We start from the raw sequence: 21,124 nt of genomic DNA on the forward strand, positions 1-21,124 counted from the left end.
CCCACGGATGCGGTCCCGCGCCCCGGGACCGCTGAGCTTGTGGAAACGTCGCCGTAACAACGCCTGGAAAGCACAAAAGGACCCGGGGGCTGCTCTGCCCGGATCCTCTTCCCAGCACAATAGCCCACATGAGTTCTGTGTCCGAGGGGCGAATTCGGAGTTCCGCTGTTCCCTCGATCACGCCCGGTCCCCTGCGCACCGCATTGCGTACCGATGACGGGGTGCGTATCGAGGCGGTGTACGAACCGTGTACGGCGGGTGCCGGGGCCGGTGCGGGGTCATCCTCCGACGGTACTGCGATCGTGCTCGCGCACGGTTTCACGGGGTCGGTGGACCGGCCCGCGGTGCGGCGTGCCGCCGGGGTGTTCGCCGGGCGTGCGGCCGTGGTCACGTTCTCGTTCCGGGGGCACGGCGGGTCCGGCGGGCGGTCCACGGTGGGGGACCGCGAGGTGCTGGATCTGGCCGCGGCGGTGGCGTGGGCGCGGGAGCTCGGACACCGCCGGGTCGTGACCGTCGGCTTCTCGATGGGCGGGTCCGTGGTGCTGCGGCACGGGGCGCTGTACGCGGGACGGCCGGCGGACGGTGCGGAAGCCGGTGGCACCGCGGAGCGCGAGGGGCGCACCGGGGCGCGTCCGGAGGCGCACGCGGACGCGGTGGTGGCCGTGAGCGCCCCCGCCCGCTGGTACTACCGGGGCACCGCCCCGATGCGCCGCCTGCACTGGGTGGTCACCCGGCCGATGGGCCGCGTGGTCGGCCGCTACGGCCTGCGCACCCGGATCGACCGCAACGAGTGGGATCCGGTGCCGCTCCCGCCGGTCGAGGCCGTCGGGCTGATCGCCCCGGCCCCGCTGCTGATCGTGCACGGCGACCGGGACCCGTACTTCCCGCTGGACCACCCGCGCTCGCTGGCCGACGCGGCCGGCAACGGAGCCGAGCTGTGGCTGGAGCGCGGCATGGGGCATGCCGAGAACGCCGCGGACGAGACCTTGCTCACCCGCATCGCCGACTGGGCGGTGACGCCGTGACCCATGATGGACAGCTGACGAGAGACGAGAGGAGTGGCGCCATGCCTGCGGTAACGATCCGCTACTGGGCCGCCGCCAAGGCCGCGGCCGGGACCGCGGAGGAGCCGTACACGGCTGCGACCCTCGCCGAGGCGCTCGACGCGGTGCGTGAACGGCACCCCGGAGAGCTCACCCGAGTGCTGCAAAGGTGCTCGTTCCTCATCGACGGTGACCCCGTGGGGACCCGCGGCCATGAGACCGTACGCCTTGCCGAGGGCGGCACGGTCGAGGTGCTCCCGCCGTTCGCAGGAGGGTGAACCGCAGAACATGAGCAGCAGCAACGATCAGCAGCATCCGTACGGACAGGACCCGCGCTACGGGTACGGCCCCGGCCACGACCCGTCGAACGGCGGGCAGCCGCAGCCGCAGCCGTACGGCGATCAGTCGTACGGCGCGCAGGCCTACGGCGCGCAGGCCTACGGCGCGCAGCCGTACGGCGACCAGTCCTACGGCGACCAGTCCTACGGCGACCAGTCCTACGGCGACCAGTCCTACGGCGGCGGGGCCCAGGGCGCGCAGCCGTACGGGCAGCAGCCCCCGTACCCCTCGTACGGAGCCGCGCAGCAGGCACCGCAGGCGGACCCCGGCCAGGGCTGGCCGGCCGGGTACGCCCAGGAGCCCGCCGCGCCCGTGGCCCACGACCCCGCGGTCGCGCAGACCTGGGAGGGCCAGACCTGGGACACCCAGTACCAGCCGGTCCTCCAGTCCTCCCAGCCCGCGCAGCCCTCCCGGCCCGCCGGGCCCGGTCCGGCCGCCGACGAGACGGCCTACCTGCCGCCCCCTCTGCCGCCGCAGGGAGCCTCGGGCTCGTACCCGCTGCCGCCCGAGGCACCGGCGGCGCCCCCCGCCGCCGAGCCGGTCGCCGCTGCCGCACCCGCACCCGCACCCGCATCCGCACACGGCACGGACGGCTACAGCGCCCCCACCACCCTGGGCAACAGCCGGATCACCGACGCCCAGCGCGCCCGCGCCGAGGGCCGCTCGCCGATCATCCCGCCCGGCATGCAGCCCGCCGCGATCACCGCCGGACTCGGGCTGCTGCTCGCCCTGGGCGCCGCGATCGGGCAGTACGCCCTGGTCGTGCCCCTCGTGCTGCTCCAGGCCGTGACCGCGGCCGGCTGGTTCCGGCTCAACGGCATGTGGCCGGCCCGGCAGGGCATCGCGCTCGCCTTCGCGGGCGGCCTCGTCGCCGACGTCGCGCTGCTCGCCGCGGGCCGGGAGAACGGACCGGCCGCCATCCTCGGCACCCTCGGCGTCTGGGTGCTGCTCACCGTGGTCCTCCAGCTGCGCAGCCACGCGGGCGCCGACGAGCGGATGGAGGGGCTGATGGCCACCGTCGCGTCGGCCGCCCTCTCGGTCCTGGCCGCCGGACACCTCGCGGCGGTCCCGGACGCGGTGACGGTGGGCGCGGTGGCCGTCGCGGTCGCGGTGCTCGTCCGCGCGCTGCCGCTGCCCGGACCGGCCTCGGTCGTGGCGGCGCTGCTCGCCTCGGCGGGCGGTGGCGCCGTGGCCGGCGCGCTCACCGACCTGGGCACGAAGGGCGCGCTGCTCGGCCTCGCGGCGGGTGTCTGCGCGCTGATCGGGCTGCGGGTGGCGAGCTACGACTACCCGTCCCGCTTCGTCCACATGACCGCCGGTGTGGCACTGCCGCTCACCGCCGCGGCGCCCGCCGTGTACCTGCTCGGCCGCGCACTCTCGTAACGGGGGCCGCACCACCCAGGGAACCGAAGAGGGGTGCCTGCTCGTCGATCCCCCGGGGCGCCGCGCACATTCATCCGGACGTGCGGGGCGCCGGGGGTCCGGCCGGAATGCAGGGTGGGGGAAAGAGCGGGCATGCGTGCACTGCGGATACTGCTGGTCATCGTGGTGGTCCTGGGCGGGATCTTCGTCGCCGTCGACCGGGCCGCGGTGTACTTCGCCGAGTCGGAGGCCGCGGGGCGGATCCGGATCACGGACGCCACGATCGGCTCGACGGACGTCTCCATCAAGGGATTCCCGTTCCTGACGCAGATCGCCGGTGCCCGGCTCGACGAGGTCGATGTCGAGATCACCGGCATCGAGACCGCCGCCAACGGCCGAAGGCTCCGGATCAGCAGGATGAACGCCGCACTGCACGACGTGAAGCTCGCCGACGGCTACACCAGCGCCACCGCCGCCCGCGCCACGGGCACCGCCGTCATCTCGTACGAGGACCTCACCAAGGCCGCCAGCGACGGCGTCGCCGTCGAGTACGGCGGCAACAACAAGGTGAAGGTGACCGGCACGGTCGACGTCCTCGGCAACCCGGTCTCGCGCAGCGTGCTCTCCACCGTCACCCTGGTCGACGGCCACACGCTCCGGGTGCACGCGGACAAGGTGCCGGGCGAGGGCATCCCCGGGCTGGAGGGGCTGGTCCGCCAGAAGACCGACTTCGACCGGGAGGTCGGCGCCCTGCCGAGCGGCCTGAAGCTCCAGCGGATCCAGCCGACCGCCGACGGCCTGGAGATCTCGGTGACGGGCACGGACGTGAAGCTCGCCGCCTAGGTCTCTCGTTCGGATCATGCCGGGCTCGCGGGGCCTGATCCGGCCCGATCCGAACGAAAGACCCTGGGCGCCCCGCCCCGTCCGGCGGACCACACCCCGCGCGCCGCGCGCTTCGACGCCTCGGCGCGCCACATACTGAGACGGCCGTGTCCGATCTGTAGATGGCCGACGGCCGCCGACGGCACGGGAGCCGTGCGGGGGATGCCGCGACCCCCTTCCCGTCTCGCATGGCGGACGATCGTGTCTCAGAATTCGACACGGCGGTGACATGTCCGCCCGTACCTCCCTACGATCGGTCCCATGCAGTGCTCTATTGGCGGTCTCCCGCAGCGGGGACGGGCGGATCTCACGAAGCGGCGGGCAGTGGACCTGTGCCGCGTCGCCGCCATGCTCTGTCGCACTGTCTGAGCGGGAGCCCTCGGCGCCCCGCGTTCCCCCGGCCCTTCGACCGATGTCAGGGCCCATCCCGATCGCCGTTGTACGTGTGCCGCACGCCGCGCCGCCGTACACCCGCATCACGCACCGTCTCGCATCATCTCGCCGCAGACTGCCCCGGAGGAGAACAGAATGAGCCGCAGTGACGTCCTGGTAGACGCCGACTGGGTCGAGGCCCGCATCGACGACCCGAAGGTCGCTCTCGTCGAGGTCGACGAGGACACCTCGGCGTACGAGAAGAACCACATCAAGAACGCGATCCGGATCGACTGGACCAAGGACCTCCAGGACCCGGTCCGACGTGACTTCATCGACCAGGCCGGGTTCGAGAAGCTGCTGTCCGAGAAGGGCATCGGCAACGACACCACGGTCGTCCTGTACGGCGGCAACAACAACTGGTTCGCGTCCTACGCGTTCTGGTACTTCAAGCTCTACGGCCACCAGGACGTCCGCCTGCTCGACGGCGGCCGCAAGAAGTGGGAGCTCGACTCCCGCGACCTGGTCGACGGCGACCAGATCCCGTCCCGCCCGGCCACCGAGTACAAGGCCCAGCCGCAGGACGAGTCGATCCGCGCCTACCGCGACGACGTCGTGAAGGCGATCGGCAGCCAGAACCTGGTCGACGTGCGTTCGCCCGACGAGTTCAGCGGCAAGCTGCTCGCCCCGGCACACCTCCCGCAGGAGCAGTCCCAGCGCCCCGGCCACGTGCCGAGCGCCCGCAACATCCCGTGGTCGAAGAACGCCAACGACGACGGCACCTTCAAGTCGGACGAGGAGCTCAAGGCCCTCTACGAGGCCGAGCAGGTCGACCTGGCGAAGGACACCATCGCGTACTGCCGCATCGGCGAGCGCTCCGCGCTCACCTGGTTCGTGCTGCACGAGCTGCTCGGCCAGGAGAACGTCAAGAACTACGACGGTTCGTGGACCGAGTACGGCTCCCTCGTGGGTGTGCCGATCGAGCTCGGCGCCAACAAGTAACTCCGCACGACCCGGATCAGCACGACCCCCGACCCAGAAGGACGAGACACCATGTGTGGAGCAAAGGCCGGCGGCCCCGACGCTTCGACCATCAAGCCCGGTGAGACCACGATCCAGGGCAGCGTGACCCGCGACGGCGAGCCCGTCACCGGCTACGTGCGCCTGCTGGACTCGACCGGCGAGTTCACCGCCGAGGTCCCGACCTCGGCGACCGGACAGTTCCGCTTCTACGCGGCCGAGGGCACGTGGACGCTGCGCGCCCTCGTCCCGGGCGGCAGCGCCGACCGCACGGTCGTGGCGCAGACCGGTGGCCTCTCCGAGGTCGCGATCGCCGTCTAGTACGGGCGGGTCCCGCCGCGGTCCGCGTACCGCGACACAGATCGGCCGAAGGGCCGTACCCCAGGGGGTTGGACGCCTTCCTGGACGGGGTACGGCCCTTCGTGCCGTGCGGGCGGGTGCGCGCCGGTCGCACGGGCGGCCCCGGGACCTACCCTGGAGGCATGTACGCGCGACGCCGTCGCGGCTATTTCCTGATGATGGGGGCCTGCATCGTCCTCTTCGTGTCGGCCTGGTCGTTCGTCAGGCTGTGGTCGATGCCGGCCGCTATAGCGATGTGCCTCGTCGCGATGGTCATCCCGCCCGTCGCGGCCATGGTCGCCAACCGGCGGGGGCCGGAGGACCGCTGGTGGGACGATCCGTCCGGCGACCCGAAGTCCGACGAGTGGTGGGACGAACTCGACGGCAAGAAGCGGCGGTGACGCTCTCGCGTCAGTAGACGAGCGCCTGGACGCCGTCGGCCATGATCTCGCTGACGAAGACCTGGGCACCGGCGATCCGCACGCCCTCCAGGACGTCCTGCTCGGTGATGTCACGCCGGGCCGCGCACTGCGTGCACAGGGTGATCCGCCCGCCCGCCTGGATCGACTCGATCAGGTCCGGCAGCGGCGCGGCATGCGGCAGTTCGAACTCGGCGGCGCGTCCCGGCAGCGCGAACCAGGAGGACTCCCCGGTCAGCCAGAGCGAGACCTCCACGCCACTGGCGACGGCGACCGCGGCCACCGTGAACGCCTGCGAGCAGCGCTCGGCGGAGTCGGCACCTGCGGTCACCTTGATCACGAGCTTCTTCGGCATATGCCGAACTGTAATCGTCGGGAGGGCAACCTCGGTTCCCCGGTGGCAGTCAGGGGTGTGCGCGGATAACGGAATCAGCGCCTCTGGTCTCGTGGGGGGACCCCAATTGGAACCGAAGAACACCATGTCCGACGGGTCGCCGCCCGAGGGCGGACCCGAGCCCCGGCCCGTTCCCGAGGCCCTCGTGGCCGAGCCCGAAACCGCACCGGTCGCCGCGCCCGTCACGAAGCGCCCGCGCGGGCGTACGGCACTGATCGTCGTAGCCGCCGCGGTGCTCGGCATCGCGGGCGGCACCGCCGTGGGCTACGACGTGCAGGCCGAGCGCGCCCCGACCCCGCTGCCCGCCCTGTCGCAGCCCGATCTGGCGTACCCGGCGAAGGCACTGCCCCCGGGCAGGGCTCCCGACCCGCTGCCCGCGTCCCAGGACCGCCGGGTCAGGACCGACGGCGACCTGCGCAAGCTGATCGCCGACCGGCCCGCGGGCTGGAGCGACGACGACAGCTCGGTGCCGGGCATCGGCGACGGCTGGTTGAGCCCGGACGTCTACGCCCGCTCCTACGAGGAGGAGGGCTCCATGTACGAGTACTTCCTGGAGAGCGACGTACGCCGGATCGCCGGCGCCGCCTGGAAGCGCGGGCAGCACCGCACCGCCGAGACCAGTCTCGTGCAGTTCGGCTCGTCGACCTTCCAGGGGGCCCAGGAATTCGCCGAGGCCCAGCTCAGGTACATGCCCGGAACCGAGATCGGCGCGGGCAACAGCGGCGACGCGATCAAGGGCAGCGGCAACGGCCGCTACTTCCTCTACGAGGTCGACCGGAAACCGGGCTACCTGCCGTCCTACCACGCCAGGGCCACCGTGTACCGCGGCGACATCGTGGCCGACATCCACCTGTACGACACCGTACCGATCAGCAAGAAGGACATCCGGACGTTGGCCGAGAGACAGCTGGAGCGCCTGTGAGCGACGTGACCCCGCAGGTGACCACGCCCGACGAGAACGCCGACCCCTCCGGTACCGGCGCTTCCGGGACCGCTGCCTCCGGCCGTCCGCGCCGGACGATCCTCCTGGCGCTTCCCGTCGTGCTGGTGGTCGCCGCGGTCGCGGGCGCGGCCGCGTACACGAAGAGTTCGGTGGACGGCGCCGACCGCGGCGTCGGGACCCGCCTCGTGGCGGAGAGCGAGCACGAGCCGGGCAAGGACCCGGCCGGTGACGTGTCCCGGGGCCGGGCCTCCACCGAGCTCAGCAAGCTGCTGCTGCCGGTCCCGGCCGGCTACCGGCTCGGCCCCGACAACGGGGAGCTGGGCAACGACGGCGAGCTGAGCGGCAAGAAGGCGGCCGCCGCCATGAAGCAGAACGCCCGCGGCCTCGCGGGCAGGGAGCGCCGGGCCTACGAGAAGCGGATCGACAAGCTCCGTATCGAGGGCATCGCCACCCGTTCCTATACCGAGGACGCCAACACCCTGGCGATCAGCACCGAGATCACGCGGATGAAGGACAAGAGGGCCGTCCGGAACCTCTACGCCTTCAGGACCGGCCTCTTCGAGGGCATCGGCATCTTCCGCACGGAGCCGAAGATCAAGGGGCACACGAGGAACGCCAGGTGCTACGTCCTGCGCAAGGGCAGCGAGGACTCCATCGAGTCGATGAACTGCCTGGCGTACGACGGCGAGCTGAGCGTCAGCCTCTCCGCGTCCGGCACCAGGCCCTTCGACCGGAAGGCCGTCGCCGAACTCCTGAAGGACCAGCTCGACCACATCGCGTCCCCGGGAGAGTACGTATGACCGAGCAGACGACGGGAACACCCGCCGGGACCGCGCCCGCCGCGCCCGCCGCGTCCGCCGGGGCCGTCCCCGTACCGCAGGCGCCCGAGCCCCTTCCGGCCCCGGACCCGAAGCCGCCGCGGCGCGTGCTGCGGGCCGTCGCCCGGTGGACCGTCGCCGCCCTGGTCCTCGGGGGGTTCGGTGCCGGTACGGCCTTCGGCATCACCTCGATGGAGCGCACCGACGTGCCCGGCCTGGCCACCGAGAGCGACGGCCGCTGGGACTACCCCGAGCTCAGCCTGCCCGCGCTCCCGGCCGGCTCGCCCCGCCCGTACAGCGACGGCAACGTCGCCGAGATCCACCACGCCGACCTGCGGCGCCTGCTGCTGCCCGCCCCGGCCGGAGCGACCGCGGACAAGAAGCTGGACGGCGGCTGGGTGAGCACGGAGCTGTACCTCTCCGAGTACGCGAAGGGCGGGCGCTCCGGCATCGCGCAGACGCTGAAGGACTCGGCTCCGCGGCACGTGGCCGCCCGCGGCTGGACCATGCCGGACGGCACATCGACCCGGATCTATCTCGTCCGGTTCAACTCGACGGCCTTCGCCCAGTCCTTCCTGGACTCGATCACCGTCAGCGGATCACCGGTGCCGCTCGCCGGGGCGCCCGAGACGGTTCTCGACGAAGGCTGGAGCGGCGGCGGCAAGGTGGAGGGCACCTCGTCCTACGTGTACGACGAGGCGAAGCCGTACGGCGAGGCGCGGGTCCGCCAGGGCTACGTGGTCGCCGGCGACACGCTCGCCCTAGGCACTGTCCGGCGGATCTTGGATGGTTGCTCCCCGCGGGGGCTATCGTCTGGCCATGGGATCAATGGGGGATAATTTCCGGAGCCGTTGGGCGTTCGTGGCTAGGACGCTGGTCAAGCGTCCATGGCTGATCCTGAGCTGGGTTGTGCTCGCAGTCGTGGCGGTTGCGGCCGGGAAGATCGTGCCGCAACCGTGGAGCGCGGGTGTCTATCCCGTGGTCTCGTTTGTCGCGCTGCTGCTGTTTTCCTGGGCGTCGACTCAGAAAGAGTGAGCCCGCTCAGGGGCGAAGCCAGAGTCGGATCGCTGCGACCGTAACTGTGCCGTGGAAGACGTAGGCCCTCTTGTCATAACGGGTGGCCACCGCACGGGAGTTCTTGAGTCGGTTGATGGTCCGCTCGACCTCGTTGCGTCGCCGGTAGCGCTCGCGGTCGAAGCCGGCAGGTCTACCGCCCGCGCTGCCTCTGCGCCGTCGGTTGGCCCGCTGGTCCTTCGGCTCGGGGATTGTGTGCTTGATGCGGCGTCTTCGCAGGTAGCGGCGATTGCGGCGGGAGCTGTAAGCCTTGTCGCCACTGACGTGAGCGGGTCGGGTCCGGGGCCGTCCGCCAAGCGGGCGGGGAACCCGAATCCGGTCCAGGACCTCAATCATCTGCGGGGCATCACCCCACTGACCTGGAGTGACCAGAAGAGCCATGGGGCGGCAGCCGCCTTCACCGGCGAGGTGGATCTTGGAGGTCAGACCGCCCCGGGACCGCCCGAGTCCCTCATCGGGGCGGTGATGCCGGGGCGTCGTCCTTTTTTCGGGACCCGCGGCCTCGCCTTGCGGGCGCCGGCCGCGTGCTGGTGGACCCGGCAGGACGTCGAGTCGACGCCGACCATGCCCCAGTCGATCCCCCCGGCAAAGTCGGCGTCGGCCTGGACCGCCTGCAGGAGCTGGTCCCAAGTACCGTCCGCCGACCAGCGGCGGTGCCGCTCATAGACGGTCTTCCACGATCCGTAGCGTTCCGGCAGGTCCCGCCACGGAACACCGGTGCGGACCCGGAACAGGATCCCGTTGATCGCCGTCCGGTGATCGTTCCACCGGCCGCCCCGGCCACCCGGCGAAGGCAGATGCGGCTCCAGCAATGACCACTCGCGATTCGTTAGCTCCCCCCGACCCATGCCCCAAGCAACGAGCGACTGGTCAGAAAGTCACATGATCCGCCGGACAGGCCCTAGTCGTCCAGTCCCGCAAGGGCGAGGAGAGCACCCGGAGCGTCCCGTTCCACCAGACGCTGATCCTGCAGAACCAGCTGCTGGGCTGACCCGCCCCCCGCCGGTCCCCGGGCAAACCCCGGACCGGCGGGCCGGGCCCCAACCCATTAGGCTGGGGCCCGGCCCCGTACTGCTGCCATAACGCTCGTTGCAAGGAGTTCCCGTGCTTGAGGCATTCTTCTCCGCCCTGCTGGTCCTGGTCTGCGTCGGCGTTCTCGCCTTCGCCGGCGTGACCGTGAAGAAGCTCTACCAGGGTCAGCGCTGACCGTTCTCCTTCCCGGTCCCCGCCTCCGTCCGCAGCCACCCCACCTCACAGATCGCCTGAGCCGCTCATGATCGAGATCCCGTCCGACCTCCACCCGGACCTCGTCCCGCTGGCCTTCCTTCTCGGCAACTGGGCGGGCGCGGGTGTCTCCGACTTCCCCGGCGCCGAGCAGTGCAACTTCGGCCAGGAAGTCTCCTTCGGCCACGACGGCCGGGACTTCCTGGAGTACGTCTCGCACACCTGGGTGCTCGACTCCGAGGGCAAGAAGGTCAGGCCGCTGGAGTCCGAGTCCGGCTACTGGCGCATCGACAAGGACCGCAAGGTCGAGGTCGTCATGTCCCGCGACCAGGGCGTCATCGAGATCTGGTACGGCGAGCTGGCCGACAAGAAGCCGCAGATCGACCTGGTCACCGACGCGGTGGCCCGGACCGCGGCCTCCGGCCCGTACAGCGGTGGCAAGCGGCTGTACGGCTATGTGAAGAGCGACCTGATGTGGGTCGGCGAGAAGGCCACCCCCGAGGTGGAGCTGCGTCCGTACATGTCGGCGCACCTGAAGAAGGTCGTCACCCCGGAAGAGGTCGAGGAGATGGCGAAGAGCCTCGGCGACCTGCCGGACGACGGCATCGCCTTCTTCAAGTAGTCGGCGGGCGGGTGCTCACCCGGTCCTACACTGGGCGTGTGGTGAGCACCGACTGGAAGACCGATCTCCGACAGCGCGGCTACCGGCTGACGCCGCAGCGGCAGCTTGTCCTGGAAGCCGTCGACACGCTGGAACACGCGACACCCGACGACATCCTCTCCGAGGTCCGCAGGACCGCGTCCGGTGTGAACATCTCCACCGTCTACCGGACCCTCGAACTCCTGGAGGAGCTGGGGCTGGTCAGCCACGCCCACCTGGGGCACGGGGCGCCCACGTACCACCTGGCCGACCGTCACCACCACATCCATCTGGTCTGCCGCGACTGCACGGACGTGATCGAGGCCGATGTCGACGTCGTCGCCGAGTTCACCGCGAAGCTGAAGAACAGCTTCGGGTTCGAGACGGACATGAAGCACTTCGCGATCTTCGGCCGCTGTGCCGGGTGCACGGCCAAGGCGGAGGCCGAGGCGGCCGGCCCCGAGACCTAGGCCGTCCGGCCCGGGGGCCTCTGCGGAGGTCCCGTCCGTACCGCGTCGTACGCTGGTCGCATGAAGAGCCCCCTGCTGTCCCTGCCCGGCGCCGTCCCCGCCGAAGGCCGCGACGAAGGCGTCGCCGCGCACTACGGCGACCTGTTCCGCGAGCAGCGCGCCCTCGCCGACGGCTCCGGCCTCGTCGACCTCTCGCACCGCGCGGTCGTCACCGTCACCGGCAGCGACCGGCTGGCCTGGCTGCACCTCCTGCTCACCCAGCACGTCAGCGAACTCGCCCCGGGCCAGGCCACCGAGGCCCTGATCCTCAGTGCCAACGGGCACATCGAGCACGCCCTCTACCTCGTCGACGACGGCGAGACCGTGTGGATGCACGCCGAACCGGGTACCCAGGGCGACCTCGTCGCCTACCTGGAGTCCATGAAGTTCTTCTACCGGGTCGAAGTCGCCGACCGCACCGAGGACTTCGCCGTGGTGTACCTGCCGGCCGGCTCCATCGCCGAGGTCCCGGACGGCGTGACGGTACGGGAGACGGCGTACGGCCGGGACCTCTTCCTGCCCCGCGCCGACCTGGAGGAGTACGCGGCGGCGCACGGCCCGGTGGCCGGCATCCTGGCGTACGAGGCGCTGCGCGTGGAGGCGCACCGCCCGCGCCTCGGCTTCGAGACCGACCACCGCACCATCCCGCACGAGCTGGGCTGGATCGGTACCGCCGTGCACCTCCAGAAGGGCTGCTACCGCGGCCAGGAGACGGTGGCCCGGGTGCAGAACCTGGGCAAGCCGCCGCGTCGGCTGGTCTTCCTGCACCTCGACGGCAGCGAGGTCGTGCTGCCCGGGCACGGCACACCGTTGCGGCTCGCCGCGGACGGTGCCGAAGGGCGCCAGCTGGGCTTCATCACCACGTCCGCCCGCCACCACGAGCTGGGGCCGATCGCGCTGGCCCTGGTCAAGCGGAACGTCGCGGTGGACGCCGAACTGCTCGCGGGGGACACGGCCGCTTCCCAGGAGACGGTCGTCGAGCCGTAGCGCTCCGGTCCGGACCCGGTCGGTTCAGACCTCGACGAGGACGGTGAACGGGCCGTGGTTCGTGAGCGAGACCCGCATGTCCGCTCCGAACCGGCCCGTCTCCACCCGCGCGCCCAGCGCCCGCAGCTGCTTCACCACCTCGTCCACCAGCGGTTCGGCGACCTCGCCGGGCGCCGCGGCGTTCCAGGTGGGCCGGCGGCCCTTCCTGGCGTCCCCGTAGAGAGTGAACTGCGAAATCACCAGAAGCGGTGCATTCACATCGGAGCAGGACTTCTCGCCCTCCAGGATGCGGAGCGACCAGAGCTTGCGGGCGAGCTGAGCCGCCTTCTCCGGGGTGTCCCCGTGGGTGACTCCCACCAGCACACACAGCCCCTCGCCGACGATCTCGCCGACCACCCCGGGCCCGCCGGACCCGTCCGCACGGTCGGTCACCGTGACGCTCGCGCCGTCCACCCTCTGTATCACTGCACGCATACAGACCAACCTATCTTGGGCTGAACGGGTACAGAGCATCCACACAGGGCCCACCGGAGTGGCACCATGCTCGGAAGGCGGTGTGCCGACGCACCGGTCGAGGGGATGGACACAAGCATGAGTACCTATGGAACCGGGCAGTCCCCCGGCGCCGTACCGGCCACGCGTACCGGCGCCAGCACCAGCATCATGCGCCCACCCGTGCAGCGGACCGGCCGCGGACTGGAGGACGGCCTGTCCGCCGGGCCGCAGCCCGAGCTGGGCGCCCTGCGGCTGCCGGAGCTGCGCACACTGCGCCGAGACTCGCAGCGCGACGAGGCCGACCTCAGCTACGTACGCAGGCTCGTCCAGGGCCGGATCGACATCCTGCGGGCCGAACTGGCCCGGCGGCTCGATCCGGAGGCACCGGTGGTGGACCGGCTCTCGGAGATCCTCGCCGACCCCCCGTCCCAGCACCGCTCCTCCGCCCGGCACGTCACGCTCACCACACCGCGCAGCGACGAGTACCGCCGGCTGGCCGCCGAGACGCTCGCCGAGGTCGAACTCTCCGACCTCGACGCCCGTACGGACGAGGAGCTGCACACCGCGATGGGGCGCCTGGTCCGCTACGAACAGCAGGTCTCCCGCCGCCGTCACCAGCTGCAACGCACCACCGACGATTGCAGCGCGGAGATCGCCCGCAGGTACCGTGACGGGGAAGCACAAGTAGACGACCTGCTCGCCTGAAGCGATCCTTCCGGGGGCGGGTTCCCGCCCGTCCCCGGAAGGCCACCATGACCTCCAGCGCCGCCCCCGCTGCCCCATCCGCCATATCCCCCGCTCTCCCCGTCCTGGCCGAGGTCGTACGGTCCGGCTTCGTGGAGGGCCGTCACCGGGGTTCGCTGGTCGTGCTCGCCGCCGACGGCAGCGTGGAACGGTCCCTGGGCGATCCGGCGGCGCCGGTCTTCCCGCGCTCGTCCAACAAGCCGATGCAGGCCGCGGCCGTGCTGCGGGCCGGGCTGGACCTGTCCGGGGAGCGGCTGGCACTGGCCGCCGCGAGCCACTCCGGCGAGGACTTCCACCTGGAACTCGTCCGCACGATGCTCGCCGAGCACGGACTGACCGCCGGCGACCTGCAGACCCCGCCCGATCTGCCGCTGGACCCGGCGGAGGCGGAGACGTATCTCGCCGCGGGCCGGGTGCGGGAGCGGATCACCATGAACTGTTCCGGCAAGCACGCGGCGATGCTCGCGGTGTGCGCGGTGAACGGCTGGGACCGGGAGAGCTACCTCGACCCGTCGCACCCGCTCCAGCAGCTGGTCCACCGGGTCGTCGAGGAGGCGGCCGGCGAGCCGGTCACGGCGGTCGGCACGGACGGGTGCGGGGCCCCGCTGATGGCGATCAGCCTGGTGGGCCTGGCGCGGGCCTTCCGCTCCTTCGTGCTGGCCGAGCCGGGAACGGCGGAGCGCCGGGTCGGGGACGCGATGCGGGCCCACCCCGAGTACGTGGCCGGGACCCGTCGCCCCGACACCTGGCTGATGCGGGAGGTCCCGGGCACGCTCTCCAAGATGGGCGCCGAGGCGGTGCAGGCGGTGGCGCTGGCGGACGGCCGGGCACTGGCCTTCAAGATCGACGACGGGGCGACGCGGGCGCTCGGGCCGGTGCTGGCCCGGGCGCTGCGGCTGCTCGGCATCGACGCCCCGGTGGTCTCCCGGATCGGACACGCGCCGCTGCTGGGCGGTGGCGGGGAGGTCGGCGAGATCCGGGCGGCCTTCTGACCCGCTCCGGCCCGCCCGTTGTGGAGTGGCGGAAAACCGGGCGACATCCCGCACGCCGTGTGCCTAGCGTGGCCCGCATGGCCCTTGACGTCCGTACGATCACCGCCGCCGAGTTCCCCGACTGGCTGCGCGCCAAGCACACCGGTTTCCTGCACGCGCCGACGGAGACGGAGACGGAACAGGAGGCGGAACGACGCCTCCCGCACACGGATCTCGCCCGCACCCAGGGCGCGTTCGACGGCGGGCGGTGCGTGGCCACCTTCCGTTCCTTCGCGCAGGAACTCACGGTCGTCGGCGGCGCGACGGTCCCGGCCGACGCGATCTCCAACGTCACGGTGTCGCCCACGCACCGCCGCCGCGGGCTGCTCAACCGGATGATGGCCGCCGACCTCGCGGCGGCGAAGGAGCGCGGTGACGCGGTCGCCACGCTGATCGCCGCCGAGTACCCGATCTACGGGCGGTACGGTTTCGGCCCGGCGGCCTGGACCACCCAGTGGGAGATCGACGTACCGAGGGCGGGCCTCGACCCGAGCCGGCCGGGGCCGTCCGAGCCGGACGGCGGCCGGATCGACCTGGTGAGCGGCGCGGACGTACGCAAGCTGGGCCCGGCCCTGCACGACCGGCTGCGCGCCCGGCAGCACGGACTGATCGACCGCGACGCGCGCTGGTGGGCCGTGAACACCGGAGAGGTCCGGACGGGGCCCGGGGCGCCGGGTTCCGGGACCTGGACGGAGCCCTTCTACGCGGTCCGCAGCAACGCGGCCGGCGAGGTGGACGGCCTGCTCGTCTACCGGGCCGACGGCCACTGGGGCGACGCCAAGCAGCCGCTGAACCGGGCCACGGTGCTCTGGCAGATCGCCCTCACCCCGGCCGCCGAGCGCGCGCTGTGGCACTTCGTCTGCTCGATCGACTGGATCACCACGGTCCGCTCCGGCTACCGCGCCCCCGACGACCTGCTGCCCCTCCTGCTCCCGGACCCGCGCGCCGCCCGCGTCGTGACCCAGGCGGACTGGCTGTGGGTGCGCGTCCTGGACGTCGTACGCGCCCTGGAGGCCCGCACCTACGCGGTACCCGGCACGCTCACCCTCGACATCCACGACGCCACGGGCCTGACCACCGGCCGCTACCGCCTCGAAGCCACCGCCTCCGGCGCCACCTGCGCCCCCACCACGGCCGACGCCGACCTCGCCCTGGACGTGAGGGAGTTGGGCACCCTCTACCTGGGCGACGAGTCCCCCGCCCGGCTGGCGGCGCTGGGCCGCGTCGAGGAGCTCGCACCGGGCGCGGTGGCGCGGGCGGAGACGATGCTGCGGGCGGGGCGTCGGGCGTGGTGCCCGGACATGTTCTGAGACCTGCCGCCGGACCGGGCTCCGCCGAGCCGTGTGCGCCCGTCGCGTCAACGCGGCTCGCCCCGGTCACCACCCCACACATACGGATTGCCCACCTCCAGTTGTCGGTTCCCGGCCGGTCGGGGGCGTGCGCGGCCGCTTCCCGGGGACGGGTCCGGCGGGAGTCCGGGGCGTACGCTTCGTGGTCATGGACGGAGAGAAGCCCGGGAACGAGCAGATGAGTCTGCGGGAGCGGAAGAAGCGGCTGACCTATCAGGCGGTCTCCGAGGCCGCGATCGCGATGTTCCTGGAGCGGGGCTTCGACAAGGTCTCGGTGGCGGAGGTGGCGGCCGCGGCCGACATCTCGAAGCCGACGCTGTTCCGGTACTTCCCGGCCAAGGAGGACCTGGTCCTGCACCGGTTCGCCGACCACGAGGACGAGGCGGCCCGCGTGGTCGCCGCCCGTGCGGACACCGAGTCCCCCCTCGACGCCCTGCGCCGCAACTTCCTCGACGGCCTGGAGCGGGGCGACCCGGTCACCGGGCTCTGCGATGTGCCGCAGGTGCTGGCGTACCAGCGGCTGCTGTACGGGACGCCGTCCCTGGTCGCCCGCCTGTACGCCTATCAGAGCCGCTCGGAGGCGGCACTCGCCCGTGCGCTCGGCGGCCGGGTGCGGGACAGGCTGGCCGCGGGCCAGATCATCGCCGTGCTGCGCATCCTGGCCCTGGAGAACTGGCGCCGGATCGACGCGGGGGAGAGCGCGGAGAAGGTGTACGCGGACGCGGTCGAGTCGGCCGAACTCGCCTTCGTGCAGCTGCGGACGGGGCTCGGGGAACAGCGGTAGCGGCGGTTCCCGGCGGGGCGCGGGCGCTCAGGCGCGGGCGTCGTCGGCGTGCAGCACCGCTTCGGCGATCTCCCGCACCCGGTCGCGCGTGATGCCGGTGCGCTGCTCCACGGCGAGGGGGTGGTCGGTGGGCTCCAGCTCGATGCGGGGGCGCCGGCCGATCGGGCGGGTGTGGGCGTTGGTCTTGAGGTTGGTCGTACGGGGCGAGTACAGCCCCAGCTCGGTGCTCAGCCAGCCGAAGTACGGCTTCTCGGACTCGCGGCCCGGGGTCTCCCACACATCGAGGGCGCGGGCGAAGTTCTCCCGGCTGAGCGAGACCCAGACACCCCAGGAGAACGGCTCCTCGCTGCCGAACACGGGTATCTCGATCAGGCCCTTGATGAAGTAGTGCTCGTGTCTGACGATGCACTGGTCGGAGGAGAGCATGCTGTCCGGGTCGCTCTCCAGGCTCGCGTCCCAGACGTCGGGCGCCATGGTCGAGTACCCCATCGGGAGTTCCGCGTGGTGTTCGCCGCAGCAGGAGCAGGTGTAGCCGTGGTCGATAGCCATGGGCGGATCCTAAGGGCTGTCCCCCGATCCCCGGCGGGCGTACGGAGCCGCTGATCCCCGGTGGGCGCAGGGATCTGTGGGCCTACGCGGGGCCGCCGAGCATGTCCTCGCGGACGGCGGCCCACTCCAGGGAGTGGCGGATGCCCTCCGCCAGCGAGTACCGCGGCCGCCATCCCAGCAGCCGCTCCGCCCGGTCGCTCCGGGTGTACGCCCCCGCGTTGTCGCCCGGCCGGGCTTCGGCGTCGACGGACGGCACGGGGGTGTCGACCACCTCGTTGAAGGCGTCGAGGAGTTCGCGCACGGTGGTGCCCGTGCCGGTGCCCAGGTTGACGGTGGTGGAGCCGGCCTCCGGCAGGACGTCGTCGAAGGCGCCGAGCGCGGCCACGTGCGCGGCGGCCAGGTCCCAGACATGGACGTAGTCCCGGATGCCGGAACCGTCGCGCGTGGGGTAGCCGGTCCCGGTGACCCGGAACGGAACGCCCTCCTCCTGAGCCTGGATCATCTTGCCCAGGGCATGGCTCGGACGCCGTAGCTGGAGCCCGGTGCGCAGCTTCGGGTCCGCACCGATCGGGTTGAAGTAGCGCAGGGACAGCACCCGGAGCGGCTGGGTGGCGGCGATGTCGGCGAACATCGCCTCGCACACCGCCTTGGTGCGCGCGTACGGGCTCTGCGGGTCGACGGGGGAGTCCTCGTCGACGGTCAGATCCGCACCGGCGGCGTAGATGGAGGCGGACGAGCTGAAGATCATGCGGGTGCAGCCGTTGCGCAGCAGATGGCCGGCGAACTCCAGGGACTTGGCCACGTTCGCCCGGTAGTAGCCGACCGGGTCGGCGACCGAATCGGGGACCACGATCAGCGCCGCACAGTGGACGACGGCCTCGATGTCCGGGTGCTCGGCGAAGATCCGGTCGATCAGGGGGCCGTCCGCGATGTCGCCCTCGTGGAAGGCCCGGCCCTGTGCGAACTCCCGCCTGCCGGTGACCAGGTTGTCGAGGACGACGGGGGTGATCCCGGCGTCCGAGCAGGCGGACGCGACCGTGCTGCCGATGTACCCCGCGCCTCCGGCGATCAGGACCTTCATGCCGTGCCTGCCTCTCTGGGAACCTGCGGCGATCGTAACGGGACGCCCCGGATCCCATCGGCGGTGCCGGGTCAGCCGAGCGGTGAGGCATGGCCCGGCCGGCAGCCGGAGGGGACGCTGTTGCCGCTGATGTCGAAGTCCCCGCAGGTGAGGAAGATGTCGTTGAACTGGCCGAGCAGGAAGGCCAGTACGCCGACGAGCGCGACGACACCGATGACCGTCCTGCGCTGGCCCGCGGAGAGCTCCGACTCCCCGAACAGCAGGAGCTGGAGGAGCACCCAGGTCAACAGCGGGGTGCCGATGACGCTGATGATGCCGCCGACCAGGAAGAACGCCTCGTCCTGCCAGTTGCCGGTGCGCGGCACGACGGCGGCGAGGACGAGCCAGGCGCTGGGCAGCGCCAGGCAGGCCCAGTACACCCAGCCGTGGCGCGGCCCGCGCTCGCGCATCAGGAAACCGGCCAGCAGCACGGCCGTCGACACCGCCCAGAGGGTGAGCATCTGGTAGTAGAAGATGACGTTGTAGGCGCCGAGCGTGAACGCGGGCTCCCAGACGGCCAGTGCTCCGCCGCCCGCGATCACGGCGGTCCTCGGCACCACAAAGGCCCCGTCGTGCACGAGCCCGCGCCCGAGCCCCCGACCCCGCGCCGTGGGGCTCGTGGCCGCGCTCTCGTCGTCCCTGTCGTCAGCCATGGGGATCCGTCTCCGGCATGGGGATATTTCCGGATACGTTACCCAGAGTCGGGGTCCGCCCCGGCCGGGTACGCGCGGTGGACCCTGCCCGGCGTCCGGCCCTGCCCGGGGCCCGGACTGCGACGGAGGTTCCTCAGCGGCGGCTCAGGAGCTCGGTGATCCGGAGGAATCCGTCGGTGCCGTGACCGTGGCCGATGGCCCGGCGGGCCAGCTCCTCGGCCGCGCGCATCACGGCGGCGTCGATGCCGTGGGCCTCGGAGGTGTGGACGATATGGGCCATGGAGGACGCCGCCGAGGTGAGCGGGTTGCCGTCGCCGGGGTACCTTCCGCCGTCCACCTCGGCCGCGGTCTCCTCGAAGATCGGCGGGAGGATGGCGCCGATGCCCATGGCGAACGGGGCCAGCTGCCGTGCGGTGATCCCCTCCGCCCGTGCGACCGCCAGCGCGTGGGCGTAACCCGCCATCGCCGTCCAGAAGATGTCGAGCAGCGCGATGTCGTACGCGGCGGCCCGGCCGATCTCCTCGCCGAGGTGGGTATGGGTGCCGCCCAGCGCGTCCAGCACCGGCCGGTGCTCGCGGTAGAGCTTCTGCGGGCCGCTGTGGAGCAGGACCGCGGCCGGCGTGCCGATGGTCGTGGCCGGCGTCATGATCGCACCGTCCAGATAGCCGATACCGTGCTCCGCCGCCCACGCCGCGAGGTTCCGGGCGCGGGCCGGGGTGTCGGCGGTCAGGCTGCTCACCGTACGGCCCTTGAGCGCGTCGGCGACCGCCTCGCGCCGCAGAACGGCGTCCACGGCGTCGTGGTTCACCACGCAGATCACGGTCAGCGGGCTCGCGGCGACCGCCTCCTCGGCCGACCGGGCACCGACGGCTCCCCGCTCGACGAGCTCCCGGTCCCGGCCGGGTGTCCGGTTCCAGACCGTGGTGCGCAGGCCGGCGTCGAGGAACGCGCCCGCCAGGGCCCGGCCCATCGGCCCCAGGCCGAGTACGGTGACGGCGGACTGCTCGGTGTACGAGGACATGGCTCAACTCCCTTATGTATATGGGTAATCAGTAGGAAAAGGGGCGGAAATGGTGCGCAGTCGTGCCCAGGACCCGAATGTGTGCGGGGTGACCGCCGCGATCGCGGTGATCGACGGAAAGTGGAAGACGGCCCTGCTCTGGCTGCTGGAGTCCGGCCCGCACCGCCCCGGCGAACTGCGCCGGCGGCTGCCGGGGCTCAGCGAGAAGGTGCTGACTCAGGCGCTCCGCGAGATGGAGGCCGACGAACTGGTGCACCGCGAGGTGTACGACGAGCTCCCGCTGAGGACCGAGTACTCCCTGACCGCGTTCGGCCGGGACCTCTCCGAGGCGCTGGCGCCCGTCTCCGACTGGGGCCACCGTCGTCTGGAGAAACTCACCGAGGACCGGCCGACCTCCTGATTCACCGCCTCGCCACCCCCGTGTCCCGTCCGGCCGGATCCGGCGGCCCTCCGGCCGCCCCTCACCAGGTTCGCCCCGTTGCCGTCCGCCGCCAAGTACCCACAAAAAAGTGGCTGCCGGAGGTGGCGCGGCCTGCGCCGATGCCCACGCCGGGTGAGCCTGCGCCCTAGGGTGTTCGTCGCGGAAGTCCGAAGTCCACAGGCCGGCCGGAGGCGCCATGTCCCTGCAGATGAAGTTGGTCGCGATCACGCTCGACTGCCCTGATCCGCCGGCCCTGGCGGCGTTCTACCAGCAGGCCACCGGCTTCGAACCCCACCCGAAGTCGGACGCCGACTTCGCGGGCCTCGACCGTGAGGACGGCCTCTTCATCGGCTTTCAACGGGTCGACGGCTACCGGGCCCCGCGCTGGCCCGACCAGACCGTCCCCCAGCAGCTCCACCTCTGCTTCGACGTCGCGGACCTGGACGAGGCCGAGGCCCGGCTGCTGGAGCTGGGCGCGGGCAAGCCGGATCACCAGCCCCACGAGGCGGGCCGGGCACGGGTCCTCACCGATCCGGCCGGTCATCCCTTCTGCATCTGCCAGGGCTGACCCGTGGCGCCTGCGGTCGGGCGG

The 21,124-nt window shown here is 71.8% G+C and carries 28 protein-coding genes; 21 read left to right on the top strand and 7 right to left on the bottom strand.

The features are described from left to right. Window positions 1-128 precede the first annotated feature (128 nt). The 8 genes from ACWCPY_RS17805 to ACWCPY_RS17840 all read left to right on the top strand — a co-directional run bounded on the left by ACWCPY_RS17805 (window position 129) and on the right by ACWCPY_RS17840 (window position 5,758). Entirely contained in the window at window positions 129-1,025 is an 897-nt protein-coding gene (locus ACWCPY_RS17805; protein WP_451265944.1) for an alpha/beta hydrolase family protein, read from the top strand. A 41-nt stretch (window positions 1,026-1,066) separates the two neighbouring features. Next, window positions 1,067-1,321, top strand: a complete 255-nt coding sequence (locus ACWCPY_RS17810) for a MoaD/ThiS family protein (protein WP_072488004.1) — start codon at window positions 1,067-1,069, stop codon at window positions 1,319-1,321. A gap of 10 nt (window positions 1,322-1,331) precedes the next feature. Continuing rightward, window positions 1,332-2,765: a hypothetical protein gene (locus ACWCPY_RS17815; protein ID WP_451265947.1), complete on the top strand. Its 1,434-nt coding sequence runs from the start codon at window positions 1,332-1,334 to the stop codon at window positions 2,763-2,765. A gap of 132 nt (window positions 2,766-2,897) precedes the next feature. Continuing rightward, window positions 2,898-3,587 (top strand): LmeA family phospholipid-binding protein, encoded by a 690-nt coding sequence (locus ACWCPY_RS17820; protein ID WP_451265949.1) that lies wholly within the window; start codon window positions 2,898-2,900, stop codon window positions 3,585-3,587. Between the two features lie 300 nt (window positions 3,588-3,887). After that, the gene (locus tag ACWCPY_RS17825) at window positions 3,888-3,995 is read left to right on the top strand and encodes a putative leader peptide (RefSeq protein WP_350983699.1); all 108 of its coding nucleotides are present in this window, start codon (window positions 3,888-3,890) and stop codon (window positions 3,993-3,995) included. A gap of 159 nt (window positions 3,996-4,154) precedes the next feature. After that, window positions 4,155-5,000: a sulfurtransferase gene (locus ACWCPY_RS17830; protein WP_451265952.1), complete on the top strand. Its 846-nt coding sequence runs from the start codon at window positions 4,155-4,157 to the stop codon at window positions 4,998-5,000. Between the two features lie 51 nt (window positions 5,001-5,051). Further along, window positions 5,052-5,339: a DUF1416 domain-containing protein gene (locus ACWCPY_RS17835; protein ID WP_018490348.1), complete on the top strand. Its 288-nt coding sequence runs from the start codon at window positions 5,052-5,054 to the stop codon at window positions 5,337-5,339. 161 nt (window positions 5,340-5,500) lie between these two features. Beyond that, complete coding sequence (locus ACWCPY_RS17840) at window positions 5,501-5,758, top strand: DUF3099 domain-containing protein (RefSeq protein ID WP_072488000.1); 258 nt, start codon at window positions 5,501-5,503, stop codon at window positions 5,756-5,758. 10 nt (window positions 5,759-5,768) lie between these two features. Here the strand turns inward: ACWCPY_RS17840 and ACWCPY_RS17845 are convergent, their stop codons facing one another. Next, window positions 5,769-6,131 (bottom strand): DsrE family protein, encoded by a 363-nt coding sequence (locus ACWCPY_RS17845; RefSeq protein ID WP_124717294.1) that lies wholly within the window; start codon window positions 6,129-6,131, stop codon window positions 5,769-5,771. A 106-nt stretch (window positions 6,132-6,237) separates the two neighbouring features. Here ACWCPY_RS17845 and ACWCPY_RS17850 point away from each other — a divergent pair, with 106 nt between their 5' ends. Genes ACWCPY_RS17850 through ACWCPY_RS17865 form a run of 4 tightly spaced genes read left to right on the top strand, consistent with a single transcriptional unit; the run spans window position 6,238 to window position 8,966 of the window. Next, window positions 6,238-7,092 carry a hypothetical protein gene (locus ACWCPY_RS17850; protein ID WP_451265954.1) on the top strand — a complete coding sequence of 285 codons (855 nt, stop codon included), beginning with the start codon at window positions 6,238-6,240 and terminating at the stop codon, window positions 7,090-7,092. Then, a complete protein-coding gene (locus ACWCPY_RS17855) occupies window positions 7,089-7,913 on the top strand; it encodes a hypothetical protein (RefSeq protein WP_451265956.1) in 825 nt (274 codons plus the stop codon). The genes ACWCPY_RS17850 and ACWCPY_RS17855 overlap by 4 nt, the downstream gene beginning before the upstream one ends. Further along, window positions 7,910-8,770 carry a hypothetical protein gene (locus tag ACWCPY_RS17860; RefSeq protein WP_451265958.1) on the top strand — a complete coding sequence of 287 codons (861 nt, stop codon included), beginning with the start codon at window positions 7,910-7,912 and terminating at the stop codon, window positions 8,768-8,770. Before ACWCPY_RS17855 ends, ACWCPY_RS17860 begins: the two co-directional genes overlap by 4 nt. Before the next feature lie 22 nt (window positions 8,771-8,792). Beyond that, window positions 8,793-8,966, top strand: a complete 174-nt coding sequence (locus tag ACWCPY_RS17865) for a hypothetical protein (protein ID WP_451265960.1) — start codon at window positions 8,793-8,795, stop codon at window positions 8,964-8,966. A gap of 6 nt (window positions 8,967-8,972) precedes the next feature. On the opposite strand, the gene ACWCPY_RS17870 is transcribed toward ACWCPY_RS17865, so the two are convergent. Continuing rightward, window positions 8,973-9,853, bottom strand: a protein-coding gene (locus ACWCPY_RS17870; RefSeq protein WP_451265962.1) for an IS5 family transposase whose coding sequence is annotated in 2 segments (ribosomal slippage) — window positions 8,973-9,493 and window positions 9,493-9,853 — 882 coding nt in all. Because the reading frame shifts where the segments join, the coding sequence is not laid out codon by codon here. 425 nt (window positions 9,854-10,278) lie between these two features. On the opposite strand from ACWCPY_RS17870, the gene ACWCPY_RS17875 reads away from it, so the two are divergent. From ACWCPY_RS17875 to ygfZ, 3 genes are read left to right on the top strand one after another with little or no spacing between them, the layout of a single operon-like run. After that, window positions 10,279-10,851 (top strand): FABP family protein, encoded by a 573-nt coding sequence (locus ACWCPY_RS17875; protein WP_362450025.1) that lies wholly within the window; start codon window positions 10,279-10,281, stop codon window positions 10,849-10,851. A gap of 38 nt (window positions 10,852-10,889) precedes the next feature. Next, window positions 10,890-11,339 (top strand): Fur family transcriptional regulator, encoded by a 450-nt coding sequence (locus ACWCPY_RS17880; protein WP_451265965.1) that lies wholly within the window; start codon window positions 10,890-10,892, stop codon window positions 11,337-11,339. A gap of 60 nt (window positions 11,340-11,399) precedes the next feature. Then, window positions 11,400-12,365 carry a CAF17-like 4Fe-4S cluster assembly/insertion protein YgfZ gene (gene ygfZ, locus ACWCPY_RS17885; protein WP_451265967.1) on the top strand — a complete coding sequence of 322 codons (966 nt, stop codon included), beginning with the start codon at window positions 11,400-11,402 and terminating at the stop codon, window positions 12,363-12,365. Between the two features lie 24 nt (window positions 12,366-12,389). On the opposite strand, the gene dtd is transcribed toward ygfZ, so the two are convergent. Next, entirely contained in the window at window positions 12,390-12,839 is a 450-nt protein-coding gene (gene dtd / locus ACWCPY_RS17890) for a D-aminoacyl-tRNA deacylase (RefSeq protein WP_451265969.1), read from the bottom strand. Between the two features lie 117 nt (window positions 12,840-12,956). Here dtd and ACWCPY_RS17895 point away from each other — a divergent pair, with 117 nt between their 5' ends. The 4 genes from ACWCPY_RS17895 (at window position 12,957) to ACWCPY_RS17910 (ending at window position 16,768) form a co-directional block, all read left to right on the top strand. After that, window positions 12,957-13,565: an RsiG family protein gene (locus tag ACWCPY_RS17895; protein WP_451265971.1), complete on the top strand. Its 609-nt coding sequence runs from the start codon at window positions 12,957-12,959 to the stop codon at window positions 13,563-13,565. 47 nt (window positions 13,566-13,612) lie between these two features. Beyond that, window positions 13,613-14,596: an asparaginase gene (locus ACWCPY_RS17900; protein WP_451265973.1), complete on the top strand. Its 984-nt coding sequence runs from the start codon at window positions 13,613-13,615 to the stop codon at window positions 14,594-14,596. A 77-nt stretch (window positions 14,597-14,673) separates the two neighbouring features. Next, a complete protein-coding gene (locus ACWCPY_RS17905; RefSeq protein ID WP_451265975.1) occupies window positions 14,674-15,945 on the top strand; it encodes a GNAT family N-acetyltransferase in 1,272 nt (423 codons plus the stop codon). Window positions 15,946-16,132: 187 nt separating this feature from the next. After that, window positions 16,133-16,768, top strand: a complete 636-nt coding sequence (locus ACWCPY_RS17910) for a TetR family transcriptional regulator (RefSeq protein ID WP_451265977.1) — start codon at window positions 16,133-16,135, stop codon at window positions 16,766-16,768. Between the two features lie 27 nt (window positions 16,769-16,795). Here the strand turns inward: ACWCPY_RS17910 and ACWCPY_RS17915 are convergent, their stop codons facing one another. From ACWCPY_RS17915 to ACWCPY_RS17930, 4 genes are all read right to left on the bottom strand, one after another. Further along, window positions 16,796-17,257, bottom strand: coding sequence for a DUF2199 domain-containing protein (locus tag ACWCPY_RS17915; RefSeq protein WP_451266111.1), 462 nt, complete (start codon window positions 17,255-17,257; stop codon window positions 16,796-16,798). Window positions 17,258-17,399: 142 nt separating this feature from the next. Then, a complete protein-coding gene (gene galE, locus ACWCPY_RS17920) occupies window positions 17,400-18,398 on the bottom strand; it encodes a UDP-glucose 4-epimerase GalE (protein ID WP_451265979.1) in 999 nt (332 codons plus the stop codon). A 71-nt stretch (window positions 18,399-18,469) separates the two neighbouring features. Further along, entirely contained in the window at window positions 18,470-19,090 is a 621-nt protein-coding gene (locus ACWCPY_RS17925) for a hypothetical protein (protein ID WP_451265981.1), read from the bottom strand. 133 nt (window positions 19,091-19,223) lie between these two features. Next, the gene (locus tag ACWCPY_RS17930; RefSeq protein ID WP_451265983.1) at window positions 19,224-20,111 is read right to left on the bottom strand and encodes an NAD(P)-dependent oxidoreductase; all 888 of its coding nucleotides are present in this window, start codon (window positions 20,109-20,111) and stop codon (window positions 19,224-19,226) included. A 49-nt stretch (window positions 20,112-20,160) separates the two neighbouring features. On the opposite strand from ACWCPY_RS17930, the gene ACWCPY_RS17935 reads away from it, so the two are divergent. After that, window positions 20,161-20,511, top strand: coding sequence for a winged helix-turn-helix transcriptional regulator (locus ACWCPY_RS17935; protein WP_451265985.1), 351 nt, complete (start codon window positions 20,161-20,163; stop codon window positions 20,509-20,511). 217 nt (window positions 20,512-20,728) lie between these two features. Then, window positions 20,729-21,100 (top strand): VOC family protein, encoded by a 372-nt coding sequence (locus ACWCPY_RS17940; RefSeq protein ID WP_451265987.1) that lies wholly within the window; start codon window positions 20,729-20,731, stop codon window positions 21,098-21,100. The last annotated feature ends 24 nt before the right edge of the window (window positions 21,101-21,124 follow it).

Source organism: Streptomyces sp. NPDC002403 (genome assembly GCF_053593015.1).